21 protein-coding genes are annotated in these 21,527 nt (G+C 54.2%); 15 read left to right on the forward strand and 6 right to left on the reverse strand.

Annotated elements, in window-relative coordinates; genetic code table 11:
- Positions 1-6: 6 nt before the first annotated feature.
- The 9 genes from CMR03_RS01950 (at position 7) to CMR03_RS01990 (ending at position 7,198) form a co-directional block, all read left to right on the forward strand.
- Positions 7-1,377: an MFS transporter gene (locus CMR03_RS01950; protein ID WP_063879657.1), complete on the forward strand. Its 1,371-nt coding sequence runs from the start codon at positions 7-9 to the stop codon at positions 1,375-1,377.
- A 9-nt stretch (positions 1,378-1,386) separates the two neighbouring features.
- Positions 1,387-2,160, forward strand: a complete 774-nt coding sequence (locus CMR03_RS01955) for an SDR family NAD(P)-dependent oxidoreductase (protein ID WP_096010592.1) — start codon at positions 1,387-1,389, stop codon at positions 2,158-2,160.
- A gap of 9 nt (positions 2,161-2,169) precedes the next feature.
- Positions 2,170-2,916 carry an SDR family NAD(P)-dependent oxidoreductase gene (locus CMR03_RS01960; RefSeq protein WP_063879655.1) on the forward strand — a complete coding sequence of 249 codons (747 nt, stop codon included), beginning with the start codon at positions 2,170-2,172 and terminating at the stop codon, positions 2,914-2,916.
- Between the two features lie 10 nt (positions 2,917-2,926).
- Positions 2,927-3,211: a hypothetical protein gene (locus CMR03_RS01965; RefSeq protein ID WP_063879654.1), complete on the forward strand. Its 285-nt coding sequence runs from the start codon at positions 2,927-2,929 to the stop codon at positions 3,209-3,211.
- A gap of 20 nt (positions 3,212-3,231) precedes the next feature.
- Positions 3,232-4,248, forward strand: a complete 1,017-nt coding sequence (locus tag CMR03_RS01970; RefSeq protein WP_096010593.1) for a CobW family GTP-binding protein — start codon at positions 3,232-3,234, stop codon at positions 4,246-4,248.
- Positions 4,249-4,252: 4 nt separating this feature from the next.
- Positions 4,253-5,449 carry an ABC transporter substrate-binding protein gene (locus CMR03_RS01975; protein ID WP_063879652.1) on the forward strand — a complete coding sequence of 399 codons (1,197 nt, stop codon included), beginning with the start codon at positions 4,253-4,255 and terminating at the stop codon, positions 5,447-5,449.
- Positions 5,450-5,510: 61 nt separating this feature from the next.
- Entirely contained in the window at positions 5,511-5,951 is a 441-nt protein-coding gene (locus tag CMR03_RS01980; protein WP_096010594.1) for an NUDIX hydrolase, read from the forward strand.
- A 265-nt stretch (positions 5,952-6,216) separates the two neighbouring features.
- Positions 6,217-6,537 carry a hypothetical protein gene (locus tag CMR03_RS01985; RefSeq protein WP_096010595.1) on the forward strand — a complete coding sequence of 107 codons (321 nt, stop codon included), beginning with the start codon at positions 6,217-6,219 and terminating at the stop codon, positions 6,535-6,537.
- 250 nt (positions 6,538-6,787) lie between these two features.
- Positions 6,788-7,198 carry a VOC family protein gene (locus CMR03_RS01990; RefSeq protein ID WP_096010596.1) on the forward strand — a complete coding sequence of 137 codons (411 nt, stop codon included), beginning with the start codon at positions 6,788-6,790 and terminating at the stop codon, positions 7,196-7,198.
- Between the two features lie 1,154 nt (positions 7,199-8,352).
- Here the strand turns inward: CMR03_RS01990 and CMR03_RS01995 are convergent.
- Together CMR03_RS01995 and CMR03_RS02000 are read right to left on the reverse strand one after the other, a co-directional pair.
- Entirely contained in the window at positions 8,353-9,093 is a 741-nt protein-coding gene (locus tag CMR03_RS01995) for a GntR family transcriptional regulator (protein WP_063879649.1), read from the reverse strand.
- A gap of 98 nt (positions 9,094-9,191) precedes the next feature.
- A complete protein-coding gene (locus CMR03_RS02000) occupies positions 9,192-10,295 on the reverse strand; it encodes a sugar phosphate isomerase/epimerase family protein (RefSeq protein WP_096010597.1) in 1,104 nt (367 codons plus the stop codon).
- A 509-nt stretch (positions 10,296-10,804) separates the two neighbouring features.
- On the opposite strand from CMR03_RS02000, the gene CMR03_RS02005 reads away from it, so the two are divergent.
- From CMR03_RS02005 to CMR03_RS02030, 6 genes are read left to right on the forward strand one after another with little or no spacing between them, the layout of a single operon-like run.
- Entirely contained in the window at positions 10,805-11,911 is a 1,107-nt protein-coding gene (locus CMR03_RS02005; RefSeq protein WP_096010598.1) for an ABC transporter ATP-binding protein, read from the forward strand.
- 20 nt (positions 11,912-11,931) lie between these two features.
- Entirely contained in the window at positions 11,932-12,981 is a 1,050-nt protein-coding gene (locus CMR03_RS02010) for an ABC transporter substrate-binding protein (RefSeq protein WP_096010599.1), read from the forward strand.
- Positions 12,982-12,990: 9 nt separating this feature from the next.
- The gene (locus CMR03_RS02015) at positions 12,991-13,818 is read left to right on the forward strand and encodes an ABC transporter permease (RefSeq protein ID WP_096010600.1); all 828 of its coding nucleotides are present in this window, start codon (positions 12,991-12,993) and stop codon (positions 13,816-13,818) included.
- Complete coding sequence (locus CMR03_RS02020; RefSeq protein WP_063879644.1) at positions 13,811-14,635, forward strand: ABC transporter permease; 825 nt, start codon at positions 13,811-13,813, stop codon at positions 14,633-14,635. The genes CMR03_RS02015 and CMR03_RS02020 overlap by 8 nt, the downstream gene beginning before the upstream one ends.
- Positions 14,636-14,651: 16 nt before the next feature.
- Complete coding sequence (locus CMR03_RS02025) at positions 14,652-16,076, forward strand: M24 family metallopeptidase (protein ID WP_096010601.1); 1,425 nt, start codon at positions 14,652-14,654, stop codon at positions 16,074-16,076.
- A 1-nt stretch (position 16,077) separates the two neighbouring features.
- Positions 16,078-16,725, forward strand: coding sequence for a flavin reductase family protein (locus tag CMR03_RS02030; RefSeq protein WP_063879642.1), 648 nt, complete (start codon positions 16,078-16,080; stop codon positions 16,723-16,725).
- 232 nt (positions 16,726-16,957) lie between these two features.
- Here the strand turns inward: CMR03_RS02030 and CMR03_RS02035 are convergent, their stop codons facing one another.
- The 4 genes from CMR03_RS02035 to CMR03_RS02050 form a co-directional block, all read right to left on the reverse strand.
- Complete coding sequence (locus CMR03_RS02035; RefSeq protein WP_063879641.1) at positions 16,958-17,494, reverse strand: C40 family peptidase; 537 nt, start codon at positions 17,492-17,494, stop codon at positions 16,958-16,960.
- Between the two features lie 254 nt (positions 17,495-17,748).
- Entirely contained in the window at positions 17,749-18,462 is a 714-nt protein-coding gene (locus CMR03_RS02040; RefSeq protein WP_063879640.1) for an MgtC/SapB family protein, read from the reverse strand.
- Between the two features lie 311 nt (positions 18,463-18,773).
- Positions 18,774-21,101, reverse strand: coding sequence for an FdhF/YdeP family oxidoreductase (locus tag CMR03_RS02045; RefSeq protein ID WP_096010602.1), 2,328 nt, complete (start codon positions 21,099-21,101; stop codon positions 18,774-18,776).
- A 153-nt stretch (positions 21,102-21,254) separates the two neighbouring features.
- On the reverse strand, positions 21,255-21,419 hold the full coding sequence (locus tag CMR03_RS02050; protein ID WP_096010603.1) for a DUF2256 domain-containing protein: 165 nt from the start codon (positions 21,417-21,419) through the stop codon (positions 21,255-21,257).
- Positions 21,420-21,527 lie beyond the last annotated feature (108 nt).

A 21,527-nucleotide genomic window follows, 5' to 3' on the forward strand; every position in this document is an offset into this window, starting at 1 on the left:
CGCGACATGAGCATCTACAAAAAAAAATCTGTAAATGGCTGGCAGCCGCAGCAGTTAACCATCAGGGATGTGAAGTTCGCCACATGGATTGCCTTCTTCGCCTGGATTTTTGCCGTCTACGACTTCATCCTTTTCGGCACGCTGCTGCCGGAAATCGGCGGACATTTTGGCTGGAGTGAAGTTGAGCAGTCAGAGATTGCCACCTGGGTGGCCTTTGGCGGGGCGGTAATCGCCCTGGCCATCGGCCCACTGGTTGACAGGCTGGGACGGCGCATGGGGATTGTGATCACGGTCGGAGGCGCCGCGCTGTGCTCGCTGCTGACCGCGATAGGCGGCTTATGGGGCAAGGGCGCGCTAACCGCCATCCGTTCCGTGGCCGGTCTGGGTTACGCAGAGCAGACGGTAAACGCGACCTATCTGTCCGAGCTGTACAGCGCACTGGACGATCCCAAGCTCAATAAACGCAAGGGCTTCGTTTACAGCCTGGTGCAGGGCGGCTGGCCCGTGGGTGCGCTGGTCGCGTCAGCGCTGACCGCCATCCTGTTGCCGATCATCGGCTGGCAGGGCAGCTTTATCTTTGCCGCCTGTCCTTCGTTAGTCATCGCATTGCTGGCACTCCGGCTCAAAGAAACGCCACAGTTTGAAGTGCAGAAAAAAATCAAAACGTTGCGCGAGCAGGGTAATGATAAGGATGCGCGTCAGGTGGCCGCGGATTATTTAGTGCCTTATGAAGATCAGCCTAAGTCAGGTTTTGCCTCGGCGTTTCGGGGAACGGCGCTGCGTTCTACGCTCGTGCTGGGCATTGCTATCCTGCTGAACTGGTTCGCGATTCAGATCTTCAGCGTTCTGGGCACCACGGTGATTACCAAAACCCATGCCGTGTCATTTAATAACTCGCTGCTGATCCTGATTCTCTCGAACCTGGTGGGCTACTGCGGTTATTTAGCACACGGCTGGCTCGGTGATCGCATTGGTCGCCGCAACACCATCGCCGGAGGCTGGATGCTGGGCGGTATTGCCTTTGCCGCCATGCTGTTCTGTCCGGACAACTTTGCCATCATCGTGGCCCTGTACAGCGTAGGGTTGTTCTTCCTGATCGGCCCCTATGCGGCGGCCCTGTTTTTTATCAGTGAAAGCTTCCCGACGGCCATCCGCGCCACCGCTGGCGCACTGATCATGGCGATGGGTCCCGTGGGCGCTATCGTGGCCGGTGTCGGTACCACCTCGGTGCTGAGCCAGGGCGGACACTGGCAGGAAGCCGCGCTGTGGTTCGGCGCAGTGCCGTGTTTTGTCTCGGGCATTATCATTCTGTTTGCCCGCCCGGTGACGCAACGGGATAGCCAGGTCGCTACCGCTTCTACCCAGCCTCAGGCTTAAGGACAGCACATGCAGAATGATAAGGGAACACCGGTTGCCGCCATCAGCGGCGCGGCCAGCGGCATTGGTCTGGCGCTGGCAACGCTGTATGCGCAACGCGGCGTGCGGGTGATTGCGGGTTACTACCCGCAGGACCCTCACGATCCGGCGCTGGCGTCCGCGCAGGTTGAAGCGGCGGGCGGCGATGCGCTCTGGTTGCCGCTCAATGTCGCTTCAACCGCCTCAGTCGATGCGTTTATCACCCAGGGTGTGCAGCACTTTGGTCGGCTTGACTACGTGGTCGCCAACGCCGGTATTCTGCGCCGCGCAGGGATTGATGAGATGAGCGATGCGCACTGGGATGAGATGCTGAATGTCGATCTGACAGGCGTGATGCGGCTGTTCCGCGCCGCCGCCGCGCATCTTCAGACCGGGGCCAGCCTGGTTGCCGTGTCATCGATTGCGGGCGGGGTTTATGGCTGGCAGGAACATGCGCACTACGCCGCCGCCAAAGCTGCCGTGCCGGGCATTTGCCGGTCACTGGCCGTCGAACTGGCAACGCGCGGCGTGCGCTGTAATGCGATTATCCCCGGCCTGATCGAAACGCCGCAGTCGCTGGACAAACAAAATTCGCTTGGCCCGGAAGGGCTGGCGAAGGCGGCTCGCGCGATTCCGCTGGGACGGGTTGGTCGGGCCGAGGAGGTGGCAAAGACGATTGCGTTTCTGACCAGCGAAGAAAGCAGTTATCTCACCGGGCAAAGCCTGATTGTCGATGGCGGCCTGACCGTTCGCTGGCCTGATTAAGGAGAGAGTATGCAGTTAGCAAACAAACGCTGTGTGATCAGTGGCGCGGCCAGCGGAATCGGGGCCGCCATTGCCACGCTGTTTGCCAGGGAGGGCGCGCAGCTGATACTGACTGACCGCGACGGCGACAAACTGGAGGCGATGGTCGCGCGCTGTGGCGCGCTGAACGCGCCGTGCTTTGGCGTGGTGGCCGATGTCGGTGAGGTGGACGGGGCGACGGCGGGCGTGGATGCCTGCCTCGAACGCTTCGGCGGGATTGATATTCTGGTTAATAATGCCGGGATGCTGACGCAGGCCCGCTGCACCGACATCACGCTGGCGATGTGGGAGCAGATGATGGCGGTCGATCTGCGCAGCGTCTTTCTGGCAACCCAGCGGGCGCTGCCTTCGATGCTGGCACAGCGTTGGGGAAGGGTAATCAACATTGCGTCACAGTTGGGCATCAAAGGCGGTGCCGAACTGAGCCATTACGCCGCCGCGAAGGCGGGCGTAATCGGCTTTACCAAATCGCTGGCGCTGGAGGTCTCTTCAGACAATGTGCTGGTGAACGCGATTGCGCCGGGACCGATCGAAACCCCGCTGATTGATGGCATCAATCAGGCATGGAAAACCGCCAAGGCCGCTGAGCTGCCGCTGGGGCGTTTTGGACGGGCAGAAGAGGTGGCACCGGTCGCGCTGCTACTCGCCAGCGAGCCGGGCGGCAATCTGTTTGTCGGTCAGACGCTGGGGCCTAATTCCGGCGATGTTATGCCCTAAGGAGCTGGTTATGTGTGGAATGTGTGGATTACTGGATAACGGCCCGCAGTGGAGCGACGCGCTGGAAAACGACTTGCCCCAGCGCCAGCTGCGTCTGAAGCAACTGGCGTTGCTTAACCGGGCACTCAAACCCTGGCGCCTGAGCTTAACGGGATTTCACACCAGTTGGGTGCTGTCCAGCCCGACCGGACAGCAGGTCATGGTCAGCTCGCTGGACCTGCTGTGGAAAGAAGCGGAGAAGATGACAAAACGCACCCTCGATCCGCTGGATGAAACCTGGCTGGCGGCGCTCTGATGGCCCAAAAAGGAGCGGCTATGAAACATGAAAAACTGCCGCTGCATATCCTGAGCGGTTTCCTGGGCAGTGGGAAAACCACGTTGCTGAAAGGCTGGCTGACGCATCAAAATCTCAACGATGTGGCGCTGCTGGTTAATGAGTTTGGTGAAGTTGGCATCGATCACCATCTGTTAAATGAAGTGGCACCGGATACGGTGCTGTTACCCAGCGGCTGCGTGTGTTGCCAGATTCGCGGTGAACTGAAAACGGCCCTGCTGGATCTGTATGAACGCCGTACCCGCGGCGAACTGCCGCCGTTTAGCCAGGTGATTCTCGAAACCACCGGTCTGGCCGATCCCGCGCCCATTCTGTCGACGTTACTGCACGATGCGCAACTCAAGCACCATTTCAGTCAGGGAACGCTGGTCACGTTGGTGGATGCCGAACACGCTCGCCTGCAGTCGGCCCATCAGCCGGAATGGTTAGCCCAGGTCAGTGCGGCCGATAAACTGTTGCTCAGCAAACGCGATCGTATTGATCACCACGAGATGATGGCGCTGCAGAGCTGGCTTGCCGGTTTAAACCCCATGGCGGAACTGAGTGACACAGCGCAGGCGCTAGCCGAACCTGAGGCGTTATTTGCGCTGCGCCTGGCAAAAGGCACGCACGCGCAGCGGTTTCGCTGGCTCGGTGCCGTGGGCAGCGCCGCGTACAGTCTGACCGGACAGGAGACGCATCATCACCCTTTGACACAAACCTGCGTGATCACGCTGGAAGACGAACTGAACTGGCCGGCGTTTGCTATCTGGCTGTCAATGCTGTTACATAGCCATGGACAATCGGTACTAAGAATGAAGGGCATTTTACGCTTCAGCGGCAGCAGTGCGCCGGTGGTGATCCACGGGGTTCAGCATACGTTACATCCGCCGGTACACATGAATGACTGGCCGGGGGATTTAGAAACATCGAAGCTGGTTTTTATTCTGCGCGGACTCGACGCAGAACGGCTGAAACAAGGGTTTAACCGCTTCCAGCAGGCGTTAAAGGATAAGTAAAACGATGAACTCTGCAGCCAAAGTCAACGATCAACTGACATTACGCGTACTCGGCACCTCCGTCACGCTGCTGGAAATGCTGCGCGTCAGGGCCGAAAAAGATCTGGGCATTCGTATCGAATACCTGCTGCACAGCGTGGAAGATGCGCAACGCATTGCCGTCATGCAGCCGGAGAGTTATGACCTGTACGATCAGTGGTTTCACAACATCGATTTTGTCTGGCCTGCCCGGGCCATCCAGCCGCTGGAAATCAAACGTCTCAAATACTGGGATGAAATTACCCCGCTGGCGAAAACCGGCAGGTTACGTCCGGATCTGCCGCTGGCCGATGGCAGCGTGCCTTCTGAACGGCTGTATGTGCAGCGCGATATGCATCTGGGCAGCCATGCCAGCGATCACATCAGTATGCTGCCGCTCACGCACAATGCAGACAGCTTTGCTTATCACGCCGACCGACTGCCCGCGGCGTTGCAGCAGCAGGAGGAGAGCTGGGGCTGGCTCCTGCATCCTTCGCTGACGGGGCAGGTGGCTTTACAGGAAGATGCGGCAATGGGCGGCATTGATGCCGCGCTTGCCATGCAGGGCGCTGGCCTGGCGCGTTTTGCCAACCCAGGTAATCTTACGCTTGAAGAGATTGATCTGCTGACTCAGCAACTGGCTCGCCTTAATCGCAATGGGCATTTCGCGGCATTCTGGGCCTCGCAGGACGAGGCATGCGACCTTATCGCCAACCAGCAGGTGGAAGTGCAGAGCCTCTGGGCGCCCATCTATTTCCGTCATCATTTTCATCAGCGCGGCTATAAAATGGCACGCCCGCGAGAAGGTTATCGCGCCTGGTATGGCGGCATGTCGCTTTCGCGCTGCGCGACCGGCAAAATCAAAGACGCGGCCTATGACTATTTAAACTGGTGGCAATCCGGCTGGCCGGGCGCTGTCATGGCGCGACAGGGTTACTATATTTCCAACGCGCAGCGCAGCCGGGCGCATCTGTCTGCGGCAGAATGGGACTTCTGGTATGGCGGTCAGCCGGCAAGCGAGGTGCTGCTGGATGCCTGGGGCGCACCGTTGATTCCGCAAGGTGAAGTGCGTGACGGAGGAAGCTACGAACAGCGCATGAGCCATATTGCCGTGTGGAACGCCGTGATGGATGAACACAACTATCTGACGCGTCGCTGGCAGGATTTTTTGCGCGCCAGTTGATGGACAAGGGCAGGCCAGAACGCACAAATGCGCTTCTGGCCCAATCAAAAAGGAAGATGACATGCGGACTCGTCGTTCGGCCCGATTACTGATCCTCAATGCTTCCCATGCCGTTTTGCTGTTTCGTTTCGTGCATAAACAGGAACAGGATGCGCTGGCAGGCAATGCCTACTGGGCGACGCCCGGCGGTGGCGTAGAGGAGGGTGAATCCTTCGAGCAGGCAGCGGTCAGAGAGCTTTATGAAGAAACCGGTATACGTCAGGAGAAGGTTGGTCCGTCCGTGGGTGAGCGCAGGTTTGAGATGACGCTGCCCTCAGGTGAATGTGTTCTGGCACACGAGCGTTTTTATGTTGTCACTGTCTCGGGTGACGAGATTAACACGCAGGGCTGGAGTGAAAATGAGAAGTCAGTTATTGCCAGCGCACGTTGGTGGACCATCAAGGCACTCAGTGAAACAGCCGACACGATTTATCCTGCCAATATCCTGCGTCTGCTACCCTGAAACAGACCTGAATAAAATGAGAACGGTTGTATAAAATATATTCAAAATAACCGTCATCGCCGCGCGGTTTGTATCAGGAAGAGCAGGGCGTGGTGATGGCAGCATCGAATTAACTTCGTTGAATACATAAATTATATTTCATATTTAATTAAAGCTTCCTGTCTACTCGCCGATAGTCATTCCACATACAATAATAGATTGATTGAGAATGATGATAAAAGGGAATTATTCACTGTTGGCAATGGCGCTGTTATTAAGTGGATAAATGGATAAACATCCTGCCAAAAAATACCCGGACGCAGTGAAAATTAGCCCATATACATGGAAGCTGATTTATAAAAACCTTGCCGGTGGCGATGATAACTATGAGCTTATCATGACGACAGCCTTATCCCGCGCAACGCAAGATAAAGATGGCAAGTCACTTTATACCAGTATTGTGTGCGGCAGTACGGCCAGCACGCCGCAATATACGTTGCCGCAATGGCGGGCGCATAGTTATGCCAAAGTGACTGAAGTCACGCAGCAAATATTAGATGACTGTATAACGCAGTTCACCAACAAATCGCCTTCCTACCTGCTTTAAATTAGTTAATTGGGTCTGCCTGAATTACCGTATTGTCAGGCTGCGGGGGAAACCGTCGCCGACGTTCATTAAGCAGATCCTTATTCTAAAATAATTGCGCTCTGTTATCGCTACATTAAAACTATAACGGGGCGTTAAAGCATTGCGTCTTAATTATGTTAAATTAAGTGCTATTTGATGCGCGATTTTTTGCATTAACAAATAATCTGTTTAATGCTGGTTCTCTCTACGCCTGCCCATTGAGGTGAAAGTGAACTTACTCAAGATCGACCACGTGCACATTTATGTACATGACCTGGATAAGGCAGAACACTGGTATCAGCAGGTACTGGGGTTTTCGCGCGATGAAACATTACTGTTCTGGTTTTCGCAAGGCGGTCCGCTGGTCCTGAAAAATAACGATGCCGCAATTTCGCTGTTTTTAAGAACGCATCAGTCGCCAGGTCATACCGTGGCATTTAGCCTGGATGCATCGTCTTTCAGTCAGTTACTGCACGTCCTGGTCACGCAATCAATACCTTACAGCGTCAGCGATCATTGGGTGTCGATGTCCGTCTATTTTTCCGATCCCGATGGAAATCAGATTGAGCTGACGTCTTATCAGTACAAGGAAGCGCGGGAAAATCTGGCGATGTTCGAGCAGAGCCTGCGGCAGGCTTAAACAAAACAGAGATAAAGTCGTTAACCGGGTCTGGTCAAAACGGCTTAATCAGGATAAAGAAGAAAAGGGCAGCGCTGTTCTTCATTGCACGCCCTGGCGGTGTAAGCTGCCAACGCATCACATCTCAACCTCAGGCACGACTGAAGATGAATGACGAAATTGTGATTACCGACGGGCTGATTTTTTCCTGATAATGATCTGTATGTCGACACCAGACAGCCAAAATTTCGTGATCGATTTGGGTGGATTCTGTGGGGAATGCGGCACCTGAGTACGCTAACTTTCACGTAGCAGCGTCAGTTTTTTACAGGCGTCAGTTTGCAGCTGAGCAGGCTTCAGCAACTGAGCCTGACAACATATCACGACGCGGCATGACGGAACTGAGCGTGAGTTCTGCCATGAGACGTTTTCGAAAAGCGAAGTGAGACGTGGATGACCGTCTTTATGGAAAGCACTGTGAGTTCTCGATGAAGACGTTTTCTAAAAACGAAATTGATGCGCGTTTGGGGTGATGAAAATAAGTCGCAGCACAAGAGATGTGGTCGTTGATCATCATTCAAATTGGGTTGTCTGATTAAATAGAAATGCAGCATAGCAGCACAGGTCTTTATGATGGTGGCCTGAAGACGGCATGAGAGAGGAACGTCATCAGACAAAAGCAGTGAGATGCAAAACGGGCTCAGATCCTGAAAAGCCGTAGCAGACATAAAAGACGTAAGATGAACCTGTCAAAGCCCACCATATTAAAGTGCGCATAATGTATATTATGTTAAATAAGATATCTAATTACGTACTCAGATGACTCCCCGGCATCACTGGCTCCTCACCTGCGCACTTTTATGTCTTGAAGCGCATTCCAAATCGATCGCGCTACGCGAAAACTGGCGCATAATCCCCCTGCGAGTTATTCAGAATTCACGTAGCGTTGCCAGTTTGAGTCTGGCCATTGCTACGTTTTTTCACAGTAACCTCGCCACGTTTACCCGACATGCGTTTTGTTGGTTCTGTCCGATCTGTTTTCACTGCCGCGCGTTACCGTGAAAAATCAGCCTGTTGCCAGGCCATGCTCAGTTCCAGCCCGGATAACGTCATTCTCGATTAAGCCCCAAACCAACATCAGACTGAGTGCGGTTGCCTCGGCGTCGACAAGTTTGTCAGGAAAAATTCTCCAGCACCGACATAAATGAGTGACGGTCGCCCTGACCTGCCGTTAAGCGGACGCGGCTTTCAATGTCCGACAGATGATGTTCCATCAAATGCTGAGCTTGTTTAAGGTCGTTATCCTTCAGTGCCTGAACAATCATGCGGTGATGGTCAGCACCACAATCGTCACTGTGCTTTTCTTCATATAACGCCATCACCAACGATAACCGTGCCACAACTTTCGACAACATCTCGGTTAGTACGGGATTGCCGGCCAACTCCGCCAAAACAAGATGGAACTTACCGGATAAAACGGTTTTGGATTTCTCATCGCCATGCTGATGGATGTGCTCTTCTTCGTCGGTTAACGCCGTCAGCGCATCCAGTTGGGCTGGCGTGGCTCGCCGTAAAACCATTTCGAGCAGCAGCCCTTCGATTTTACGCCGCGCTTCAAAAAGACTTTTTGCTTCTTCAATGCCCGGCTCAGCAACAAAGGTGCCACGGTTGCGCTTACGCTCCAGAAGGTGATCGCTTTCTAAAACGCCTAAAGCACCGCGAACCACAGTGCGGCTGACGCCAAAATGTTCGGCTATGGCTTCTTCCAGAATTTTGCTTCCCGGTTTGAGTGCACCTTCGCCAATGGCCGCCGCCAGGGTGGCACGGATGCGCTCAGAAACATCGTCATGACCTTCCCCACCTGTCAACGCTGTGCCAGAAACTGCCGCACCTGCCCGACTGCGCGTTTTTTTCATCTCTTGTTCCTTGTCAGGCAATAGCAGGCATCAAGCCGCTATCGCACTTGTTGAAAACCGGATTGTACTATCTCTGTAATAATTTCGCTGCGCAAACCTCAGCCAAGCACAATATTCAGTCGGGCACATACCGCACGGATATGCTCAGAGGATTGTTGAATAAAGCCAATCGCCTGTTCAAAACCGTAGGACTGATACTGATAGCTGGGATAGCCGTAGTTCGCTGTTTCATAAAACTCAAAGTCAGCCACTTCACCTGCCATTACCCGTTTTTCATACGCATTGAGCATCGCGAAGTACGCCTCAAGTTCTTCTGGCGTCAGGTCCGGATGACCTGCCCGCCAGACAGGATCGTCAATCTGGATGCATTGCCGTGGGTTTGCATCACGACGCTGATCGTCTGACGATCGGGCTATTTCCAGCGAGAGGTTTAGCTGAGGATTCACTTCCGCCAGTAAGGTAAGAATGGCGGTGAAATCCACTATCCCCGTGCCGCATGGCCGCGGCTGGAAATCAAGCCCGCCTTCCGCCCGACCAATATAGGCATCTTTAATGTGCGTCTGACGAATCCAGGGCGCAAGGCGGCGCGTTGCCCAGACCGGATGTTCCCCACGCTGCAACATGTTGGCGGTATCAAGCACCACGCCCAGACAATCTTCCCCGACCGCTTCAATCAGACGTAGAATCTCAAATGAGGTGATCTCATCATGGGTTTCTATGTTCATGTGTACGCCATTAGCGCGTGCCACCGGCGCCAGTTTGCGCAGCACTTTTTCTGTGGCGCTAAGCTGCTCATCCCAGGTGACATCTGTACGAAAGCGATCGACCGCCAGCCGACCGCGATAAGCCGGTTTGAAATTGCCAGGTGACACCCAAAGCTCTCGGCAGCCAATTTCTGCCCCCGATTCAATCATCCGCGTTAACCCTGCGATGATATCGCCGTCGCCAATGTCACGTAATTCGGGTGATTCAGCGCTGCAATAGGGATTAATTTTGCCTAATCCACTTTCGAGGTAAAGGCCTAAATCATCAGCCTTTTGCCGGATGTCTCGCAGTTCAGCGATATCGAGCTGTGGGCTCATATCCAGCAGCGTGCTGAAAAAAATGCCACTCAGCCCCAGATCCTTCACATGATCCAGGCTGGCGAGCGGACCTCGTTTTTTTGCCTCCGGCAGCTTTAACCCATCAATTCCCAATCTCATAGACGAACCCTTTAGATGTCATTGTAGGCTGTTGCGTGCAAGCCTCATGCCACTCAAGGTACAGCTATGGCTAACCCCCTGATGCAAATAACTAAAAAGTAAATTAAAAACATTCGCATATTTTTGCGAATTATTTTCCGATTAATTCTGTACGGAATTTTTTTCGTTACTCTTCTCTCAATCCCTTGCACAGCCTGCATTCTCGCGCGATTACCGCCTTTGCCGTTAACAAGCCCTGCTGCGGCGGTGGCATAAAATGACATCAGGCTGCACCAAATTAAGGAAGTTTCGCACTATAAAAGTGAATGCTGATCGATTATGTATGAATAAAAATTGAATAAAAGATATTCGCAAATATATACGAATAAGTTAATGAAAATAATTTACATTAATAATCAACGTATTGTGCTTTTTCGCCTCCCCCTGTATTTCAGGCTGGCACGCCACTTGCAAAATTCCTCACATCGACTTGATCGTTCCATTAAACGATGCCGTACCAGGGAAGCACTATGTCAACTATGCCTAAAACATCAGAACGTAAACGTCTTAGCGTTCATGGACTTACCCACAGTTACGGCAGCAGTAATGCTATCAGTGATATTTCGTTCACCATTGAGCCGGGTGAAATTGTGGCGCTGCTTGGGCCGAGCGGGTGCGGTAAATCGACCGTCTTGCGCGCCATTGCCGGACTGATTCAACCCAAAGCAGGCAAAATCGTGTTAGGTCATCAGGACCTTGCGCAAATGTCAGCGCGCTCCCGTGGTATTGGCATGGTGTTTCAGAACTACGCCTTATTCCCGCATCTGACCGTGGCTGAGAACATCGCCTATCCCTTGTCCTGTCAGCAGATGTCGCGCGCTGAGCGCAAAGCGCGCGTGAAAGAGATGCTGACGCTGGTGCGGCTGGAAGAGTACGGCAATCGCCTGCCGCGCGAATTATCGGGCGGACAGCAGCAGCGTGTTGCTGTTGCCCGCGCCATTGCCGGCCGCCCTTCTTTATTATTGCTTGATGAACCCTTTGGTGCGCTCGACCGCGCCCTGCGGTTTGATCTCCAGGTTGAGTTGCTGCACCTGCAAAAAACGTTGGGTATCACCACGCTGATCGTCACGCATGATCAAGAGGAAGCCCAGAGCCTGGCGAACCGGTTGGTGCTCATGAACAAGGGGAACGTCGAGCAGATTGATACGCCGATGGCGGTCTATGACCAGCCCAGCACGCTGTTTGTTAACACCTTTATCGGTCAAACCAACCAATTGCCGGGCACGGTGTTGCGCTTTGACAACGATACCACCTTAATTGGCCTGCCTGACGACATGACGCTGCGGCTGCCCAGGCGACTCAACTTTATTCTGGGCGCTAAGGTCATCATCACCTGCCGACCAGAAGACATCACCCTGATGCCGCACCCCAACGAAAACACGCAGCCGGTCACGCTGAGCGTGTCAGTTCCTTTGGGCCCGACGTTGCTCCACGAGATGACGCTTCCCTGTGGTGGCAGCCTGCGCGCGTCTGAAGTGCGTGGTACCGGTACCCCGCTTCTTCGCCCCGGCGCGCAGTTGTTCGCCGAGATCAATACCACACGCTGCCATGCCTTTCCGGCAGAACCGCAATCCTAAGCGCATAAGAAGGAAAAACTATGAAAGACGTTAACATCAGTCGTCGTCGGTTCGGTCAACTGATTGCCGGGGCGACGGCAGCCTCACTGCTGCCGCTTTCGTTACGGGCATTGGCAGCCAATACGCAATCAGCCGTGGTAGCCACCTTCCCTGGCAACTGGGAGGACGCTTATCGCACGGTATTAACACCGATGCTGCAGAAAGAAGGCATTGGCCTGACGATTGCGCCAGCGATGGCCCAGGACCAGCTCGCGAAAGTGATGGCCAGCCCTGGCAATCCGCCCTATGACGCACTGCTGATGTCTCCGGGGCAAACTGACGTTGCCCTGCAAAATAATTTGATTGAAAAAATCGATCCTTCACGACTGAAAAACTGGCACCTGCTCGATAAAAGTTTTCAGGGAGAATACGGGCCGACGGTGACCGTGGAAGTCAACGGCATTGCCTACAATCCCGATATGGTACCGAGGCCGGACGGCTATGCCGATCTGTTTGAGAATCCCAGGTTTAAAGGGCTGGTCTCCTGGACAGGGTTTGGCTCAAACACCGCCGTCATGGCCTATACCGAAATTGCCAAAATATACGGCAAAGGGCCAGATGATATGGATGCCGTGTTTCAACTGTTCCAGAAACACCCTGAGCAGCTAAAGAGCATCGTCGACAGCACCAATCACCAGATGACGCTGTTCCAGCAAGGTGAAATTGCGGTATTCATGTGCAGCACCAGTAACGTCGCGCGGCTGAAGAGCCTGGGCATGAATGCCGAATTTGTGCATCCTAAAACTGGCACACCGGCGGCACCGGTCAACATTCACCTGACCAAAGGCAGTAAAAACGCAGAGGCAGTTTATGCCTATATGGATGCCGCTATCTCACAAGCCGCTCAGGATCAGTTCAAGCTACCGCCAGCAGAAATGTTTCCCACCAACAACAATGTGGCGCTGACGCCTGCCATCTCGGCATACGTTACTCGCCAGGACCTGCCTTCGCTGGTTTATCCCGACTGGGCCGCGATCAACAAAAATCGCGATGCCTGGATACGCAAATTCGATACGATTGTTGCAGGATAAGGTGGCGTGATGAAACAGAGCGGCTTTCCGTATGTGGTGCCCATGTTGCTGCTGTCCGTGGTGTTTTTCGCAACGCCGCTCGCTGTTTTAGTCGGATTCAGCTTTATCACCAAAAGCGGTATCACGCTTGAGCATTACGCTCGCTTTTTTGGCGATGCGTTTAACTTCCGCGTGCTGCTTAATACCGCAAGACTGGGCATTGAAACCGTTATTGGGACGACTTTGCTGGGGATTCCCATCGCTCTGCTGTATTGGCACAGCGGTCGCACAGTGCGTCAGGCGATCATTTTCCTGACGCTGATACCGATGCTGACCAGCAACGTGGTGCGAACCTTTGCCTGGATTGTCATTCTGGGACGCCAGGGCCCTGTCAGTGATGCCCTTATGGCGCTGGGCATCACCGGCATGCCAACCAGCCTGATGTTTACCGAGCTGGGTCTGGTCCTGGCAATGTGCCAGATCGATCTGCCGTTAATTATCCTGCCGTTGATTGCGATTCTGACGCGGACTCCCTACGCACTCATGGAAGCCGCGCAGGTTTCAGGTGCAGGTCCGTGGCGAATTTTCGTCACCGTACTGCTGCCCTTAATGCTCCCGGGCTTACTGGCCGGCTGGATTCTGGTGTTCGCCAGCACCAGTAGTTCGTTTGTCACCCAGTCCGTGATCGGTGGCGCGCGCAATGTGTATGTTCCACAGCTGATTTATCGCGAAGTCGGCACGCTGTTTGACTGGCCATTGGCCTCTGCCATCGCCGTGGTGCTGCTGCTTTCTACTGGCTGCCTGCTGGTTGCCCTGACCATGATTTCACGCCACCGGAGACTGAGCGGCCATGCGTAATCATCGAGAAAACCCGGTGCCTGCTGCACTGTATAACCTGTTCGTCTATGGCTTTGGCACGCTTTGCGTTATCTATCTGGTTGCGCCCATTGTTATTGCCATCATGATGTCGTTTACCGCCGGTCAAACACTGAAGTATCCGCCCGAGGGATTTTCCCTGCGCTGGTACGAGGCCTTACTGGACCCCGTTCGTTCCGGAACGGAGCAGATCGCGGCCTGGAACTCCCTGAAAATTGCCGGGTTGGCGGTGTTGGGATCGCTGCTGTTCGCCGTGCCCGCCACCATTGGCATGACGCGAATGAAACGTAAAAGCGTCAATGCCATTGAGCCATTACTGCTGGCACCGCTGGTGCTGCCCAGCCTGGTCTACGGCCTGGCGGCCTTAATCGTTGCCAACTTTTTTGGCGTGACACCGTCACTTTGGTTAACGGTTACGGGCCACATCGTGGTGTTCGGCCCGCTGATGTATCGGGCAGCATCTGTGGTTGCGCAGGGAATGAATCCCTCTCTGGCTGAAGCCTCGACGGTAATGGGAGCGAGCTGGTTTATGACCCTACGCCGCGTCACCTTGCCGCTGCTGATGCCGGGCATCACCGCCGGGGCATTTCTGGTGTTTATCCAGTCTCTGGATAACGTCACGGTCACGTTGTTTCTTGCTGACGCTCGCACCACAGTCCTTCCCCTGCGCATGTTTGCACTGATTGAAGAGTCGCTGGATGTTCGCGTTGCGGCCATCTCCGGCATTCTGATTGCGATAACCCTGATGGGCATGTTGGTCGCGCGCCGTGTACTGGCACCGCGTCCGCAAAACCCGTAAATAAAAAGGATTCACTATGACTACTCATGCGACTGCCGCCGCAGGATATCGCATCGGCGCGTTATTGGCTGATTTCCAGCCTGACTTCACGTTTTCCGCCCCGCCGCCCTTGCCGCTGGAGGAGTTTGAAGAGCGGCTGCGTAAAATCCGTCGTCAGGCCGTAGAGGCCGGACACGATGCGCTGATCGTTCACGCAGGCAGCGTGGGCTGGTTTCATGCGTCAAATCCCTATCTTCGCTATATCTGCGACTGGATGCGCGAAGGTGTGCTGATCATCCCCACAGATAACAATAAGCCCTTGACGCTGCTGTCGTTTTTCACCCAGTCAGTGCTGCTTCCGCCAGCCGGTGAGCCCCTGTTGGTCGAGGACATCTGGCAGATTGGGCCAATAGGTCGTGAATATGCTGACCGTCCCGGCGACGCGGTGGTGAAAACGGCCGAAAAATGTGCCGCGATACTGCGTCAGTTGGGATTAGCGCGCGCGCAGATTGGCAAAATTGGCGATCGTACCAGCCTGACTTTCTGGGCGTCGCTGGAAATCCAGTTACCCGGCAGTCAATGGATTGCAGACAACGCCATTCTGGACCGACTGCAAAAAGTGCGCTCCGCGCGTGAAATCGAGATGTTCAGGGCGGCGGCACAGTTGATTAGCATCGGTACGCAAGCGGCTTACCATGTGGCGAAACCGGGTATCACCGATTATGAAATCTTTGCGGCCTTTACCGCCGCGCAAATGGCATTCGGTGGTGAGACCGGCGATGGCTATCAAATTGGTATCAATGCGTTTGGCACGCACTGCGGTAAACCTTACGGACATATTGTTCGCCCCGGTGACCTGATCAATTTGTATATCTCAAATGTCACCTGGCGCGGCTATACCGCCCAGACGGCGCGCATGATTGCCGTGGGCGATATCACCGCCCGCCAGGAGCTGGTGTTAAACGCCTGTACTGAAGGCGTTAAACGTGCGGAGCAACGCATTAAGCCGGGCGCGTTAATGCGCGATATCAACAATGCAGCCTTTGCGCCCATGATCGCGCAAGGACTGTTGACCTCACCCGAAGCCCGCAGCATGCCGTATAACTGGTCACCCATGCCGGACGGCGAAGCACGTTTAATTCCGCAACAGTATGTCCCGGATGCAGACTGGGAAGCACAGGGACGCAAACTCATGCATGTTTACCCTGCCACTCATGGCCCACATAACCCGAACCTGGGCCATTCAGTCGGCATGGCGGGCGGGCAAAACAGCTTCAACATTTCGTCTCACAATTACGATCGTCTGGAGGAAGGTATGGTGTTTGTGTTGCACACCCAATGGCTTGAGCCGTTATCGGCCGGTTGCAACATTGGGGATTGTTATGTGGTGACCCAGGACGGCTTCGAAAACCTTAGCCGCCATACGCCGCTTGAAACCCACCGTATTGCAGCCGGAGTTTGATATGAATTCGCACACCTGGTTTGATTTCGCGTCATTAGGCGAACGGGAACGCTACAAAATACTGATTGGTACGGTGATACCGCGCCCCGTAGCCCTGGTGACTACCGTTGATAAAAACGGGCACGCGAATGCCGGGCCGTTTAGCTTCTTCAACGTGTTAACTCACGATCCGGCCATTGTTGCTATCGGTGTCGAAAATTATGCCGATATGCGCTTTAAAGACACAGCCCGGAACATCCGTGAAACGGGCGAATTTACCGTGCATATTGTGGACCAGGCGCTGGTCGAACAAATGGAAGTTTGCGCGATTAAATTTGCGCCAGAGGTTGATGAACTGCGTGAAGCTGGCCTGGCTACCGTTCCGGGCAACAAGGTATGCAGCCCGCGCATTCTTGCCGCGCCAGCCGCGCTGGAATGCCGCCGACATACCACTTTGCAGGTCGGCCCCGCGCGCGAAATTATTCTTGGTGAAGTGGTCGGCGTCTATGTGCGTAGCGATGCGGTTAACCCGGAAAACCTGCACATCGATCAGCACCTTATGGACGCGATTGGTCGTATGGGTGGGAATACTTATTGCCGAACGCGCGATCAGTTTGATGTAAAAACGTTGACGCCCGAGCAATGGGCATCACGACAAACCATTAAATAACGCGTTGCAAACGAAGGCATCTGTGGAGCCGCAGGCGTAACGCGCGCCTTTACAGTAACCAATAGAAACTCCAACCTGCTACATAACGGCTGCGTCGCCCCGTTAAGCGTGGCTGCAACACATGGCACATTGAGGTTGGAGTGAGCGGAGATAAGCCACCATTCTGTCGTGAGACGCGTGGCTGATTTCCCCACTCATGCTTTGCTCGGGCAGAATGCCTGTGTTCAGCCCGTTAACTTGCCCGATTCAGCGTCACCTGTGCGCCATATTCACGTGTCAGACGGCGAGACTGATAGTAAACGGATTTCCAGTACGGATTATCGAGTGAAGAACGAATCACGCCTTTGCTGGCAGAGGCATGAATAAACTGATGGTCAGTATCGTAGAACCCAACATGCATACCACCGCCTATGCGGAAAAAGACCAAATCGCCCGGCTGCAAATGTTCCGGCGTGACGCGAACACCCATATGCAGGAGATCGGCGGTAGTCACGCGATCCATCGGCAGATTAAAGCGGTCATGCAAGGTGCGCCAGACGTAGCCCGAACAGTCGACGCCCGACAGTTGCGTTCCGCCCCATTGGTACGGTGTGTCATGCCAGGTATGCATTTGGTCATGCAGTGCAGCAACAATCGGGATTAAGTCAGGGTTTTGCGTTGAATCCGATGCGGAAGTGTCCTCGGGAGCGTCTGAGCGAGGATGATGACTGCAGCCGGACATCAGCAATATAAGGCCGGAAAGTAAAAAGAAAGATGTTCTACGCTTCATCGAGTGATCCGCACAGTAAAGATAAGAGGCCAGCAAAGTTAATAGCTTTATAACCTATTCATTCGCCTATAGAAATATCAAAGCTCCGCTTTACCTAACCTTACACTTTGAGCATCAGGTCATAGTTATATAGCGTAAAACCCCCCTTCTGAAAACAGATTTTATTGAACCCAAATAATAACGCTACGTTTAATCTGACTGGGTCGCTCTCCTGCTCATCGTTCAGAATTCACGTAGCGCTGCTTGTTTTTTCCCTACCCGTTTTCACCGGGATCAAGCCCGCACACCTGCCAGCGCACTGAACTGACACCTTTCTCCAGGCTGATACGGCTTACCAGACTTTCCAGCTGCCCGGTCATGCTGGGCTGCCCCATCACTTCGGCATTCACTTCCATGCGGTGCGGCGGGTCCAGATCTTCACTGTGAAGCGACTGCAGCCGCAAGCCGCTGTTGCCCAGGCTGTGCAGCATCAGGCTGCGCACCTGAACTTCATCCTGAGCCAGACAAACGATTTGCACTTTATAATGCTGTACCGCCTCGTCAGCCGACACGATCGACTGACGATTGATGCCCAGCGCCAGCTCGCGCAGCAGGATATTGGCGCACAGAATCACCATGCAGCCAATCGCCGCTTCGAGCAATAACCCCATGCTGCACAATACGCCCACGGCCGCTGTACACCATAAAGTGGCGGCGGTATTCAGGCCGCGCACATTTAACCCGTCGCGCATAATCACGCCACCGCCGAGAAAGCCGATGCCAGAAACCACATAGGCGGCTACGCGCGTGGCATCGGTGGCAATGCCCGGTACACATTGGGTCATCAGCACAAACAAACAGGCGCCGGTGCTGACCAGCGCGTTGGTGCGTAAGCCGGTCATGCGTTGACGCAGTTGACGTTCGCTGCCGATGAGCGCACCCAGAATCAGCGCAGCCGACACGCGCAGTAAAAAGATTTTCCAGTCCATGATAAACCTCTCTCCGCCACGCAGTATGCGCAGGACGGAAAAGTAAAGATGAATAAAATGGATTACAGCAGGCGCTGATGCACAGAGCGCATCACGTTGTGGAGGGATGATTGTAAAACCGCCATCTTAACGCGCAGTTAAGACAGCCAGAAGACTATCTTACTGCAGAAGCCAGGTGTAATCGTTCGGGACTTTTGTCCAAGGTTGATTGCCTCATGAGTAAAATTCGCGGCGATTATATAGCCATCTGAGCAGAGATTTCCACTCAGATGGCTGTTCGTTAAGGTTTGGTTTATGCCAGCAGAAAGCGATTAGCGCAGGGTCGCCGCGTCCGCTGGTACTTCTGACCGGGCGGGTTCCATCATCACCGGGGTGCTTTTATAGGAGGGAATACCGCTCTTTGTGTCGTAACTGTCCAGTGGGATCAGCACATTGGCCTCGGGATAATAGGCTGCGACAGAGCCGTCGGCCATGTCATGGACCGCGATGGTCAGATTATCGAGTCGACGATGGGTAGGTTTACCGTCCGGGTCCAGCGCAATGATGTTGACCTGATCGCCCATGCGAACCCCGTTTTTCTCCGCCTCATTTTCACTGATAAACAACACATCCCGGCGTCCTTTGATACCGCGATAGCGGTCGTCCAGGCCGTAAAGCGTGGTGTTGTACTGGTCGTGACTGCGTAACGTGGTCAGCACCAAATCATGGCATTTGAACGATCGCGGATCTTCGTTGATGCCGTCCATGAGCAGGAATTGTGCTTTACCTGACGGCGTATGCCAGACGCGTTCCGACGCGCCATTAGGTAAACGAAAACCGCCCGGCTGCTGGAGACGCTCATTAAAGTTGTCGAAGCCTGGCACCACCTTCTCAATGGCGTTACGGATGGTGCTGTAGTCAGCGATCATGCTGTCCCAGTCCACTACAGTGCCCGGCAGCGTGGCTTTTGCCAGACCCGCTACCAGCGCTGGCTCGGATTTCAGATGCGGTGAGGCGGGTTCAAGCGTACCGCGAGAGGCGTGAACCATCGACATGGAATCTTCAACGGTTACGCTCTGCGCACCGGATTGCTGCTGGTCAATCTCTGTGCGTCCCAACACCGGGAACAGATAGCTGTGTTTTGCCAGCAACAAATGAGAACGATTCAGTTTGGTGGCCATATGCACCACTAAATCCAGCTTGCGCATGGCAGGGAACGTCTCCTGCGGGTCGGACATGGCTTCGGCCAGGTTACCGCCCAGGCAAAGCAGGGCATTGATTTTTCCATCGCGAATCGCCTGCACGGCCTGAACTGCGCCGTGGCCGTGTTTGGCTGGGGGTTTAAAACCAAACACTTTTTCAATGCTGTTCAGCAGGCTTTCTGTGGGAATCTCAGTGATACCCACGGTACGATCGCCCTGCACGTTTGAGTGACCGCGCAAAGGGCAGATCCCCGCGCCCTTCTTGCCCATATTGCCGCGCAACAGCAGCAGATTGGCTATCTGCTGAACATTTTGCGTGCCGTATTGATGCTGGGTAATCCCCATGCCATAGCAAATGATTGTGCGTTCAGCATTGGCATAAAGATGGGCAATGTGCTGAATTTGCTCACGCTCCATACCCGAGATTTTGAGGATGTGCTCCCAGTCTGTCGCCGCCAAATCGGCTTTCAACGCGTCAATGCCCTGGGTATGTTCTTCAATAAAGGCGAGATCGAAGATGCCCGGATCGCCTTTCGCTCTGGCGTCCTCATCCATCGCTAACAGACATTTCATCACGCCTTTCAGCATCGCGGCATCGCCGCCTACCCGAATTTTGTAGTAGGTCGAGGCCAGTTCTGTTGAGCTCAGCGTCAGCATCTGGACCGGGCTTTGTGGTGCGGTAAAACGTTCCAGCCCGCGTTCGCGTAACGGGTTGATCGCCACAATTCTGGCTCCGCGCTTTGCCACTTCCTGTAAGGTTGCCAGCATACGTGGATGGTTGGTGCCGGGGTTATGGCCAATGCAGATCACCAAATCACAGTGGTCAAAATCATCCAGTTCCACCGTGCCTTTGCCTATGCCAATCGATTCAGGCAAGCCAACGCTGGTCGGCTCGTGGCACATGTTGGAACAGTCAGGAAAGTTGTTGGTTCCGAATTCACGGGCAAACAGCTGCCAGAGAAACGCGGCTTCATTGGAGGCGCGACCCGAGGTGTAAAACTCCACGCTGTCCGGATCGTTATAGCTGCGCAGCCGCTCGCCAATTTCGTTAAAGGCCGTTTCCCATTCAATGGGCTGATAGGTATCGCTGGCGGGATCGTACTTCATCGGATGCGTCAGCCTGCCCTCGCCTTCAAGCTCATGGGCGTTGCGCTGCCAAAGTTCGCTGACGGTATTCGCAGCAAAGAATTCAGGTGTGGTGCGTTTGCTGGTGGCTTCCCATGAAACCGCTTTTGCGCCGTTTTCACAGAATTCAAACGAGGAGGTGTGCTTGGGATCGGGCCAGGCGCAGCCCGGACAGTCAAACCCTTCGGGCTGGTTGACCTTGAACAACGCGATGACGTCCTGCTTGACCGCCATCTGTCCACGAATGGCGCCAGCCACCGCTTTCAGGGCACCCCAGCCGCCTGCGGCACCCTCATAGGAATGAATGCCCGATGTATTCTCTTGCTCTTTCATATTGCTCCACAATCACTGTTATTCGCTTTTCATTAAGCCTGGTACAGTAATTGCGATGGTGCGTGGGAACAGTGATGTAAATGTCAGGATAACCTTTGCTAAATGTTACATCGTTGCGTTTAGGCTGACTCATGGGCCGATTATGTGTCCTGATCAGGCTTGCAGCGTATTCCCGCGCCGTTGTCTTCGGCAGCGCTCGGAGCAATATTGCACCTCTTCCCAGCATTTCTCCCACTTTTTGCGCCAGGTCATCGGTTTCTGGCACTGTTTGCAATAGCGAACCGGCAATGACTGTTTATTGCCTTTACATGTTTTCATTTATCGCTCCTTTGCTCAGGTTACGCATTAGCATAAAAAGTATAGCCGCCGGGTAAGGCAAACTGCGTGACCTGATGCTGGTAGGGCTGATTGACTTTGCGGCAAATA

Origin of the sequence: Pantoea allii (genome assembly GCF_002307475.1) — a bacterium.
Taxonomy (GTDB): Bacteria; Pseudomonadota; Gammaproteobacteria; order Enterobacterales; family Enterobacteriaceae; genus Pantoea; species Pantoea allii.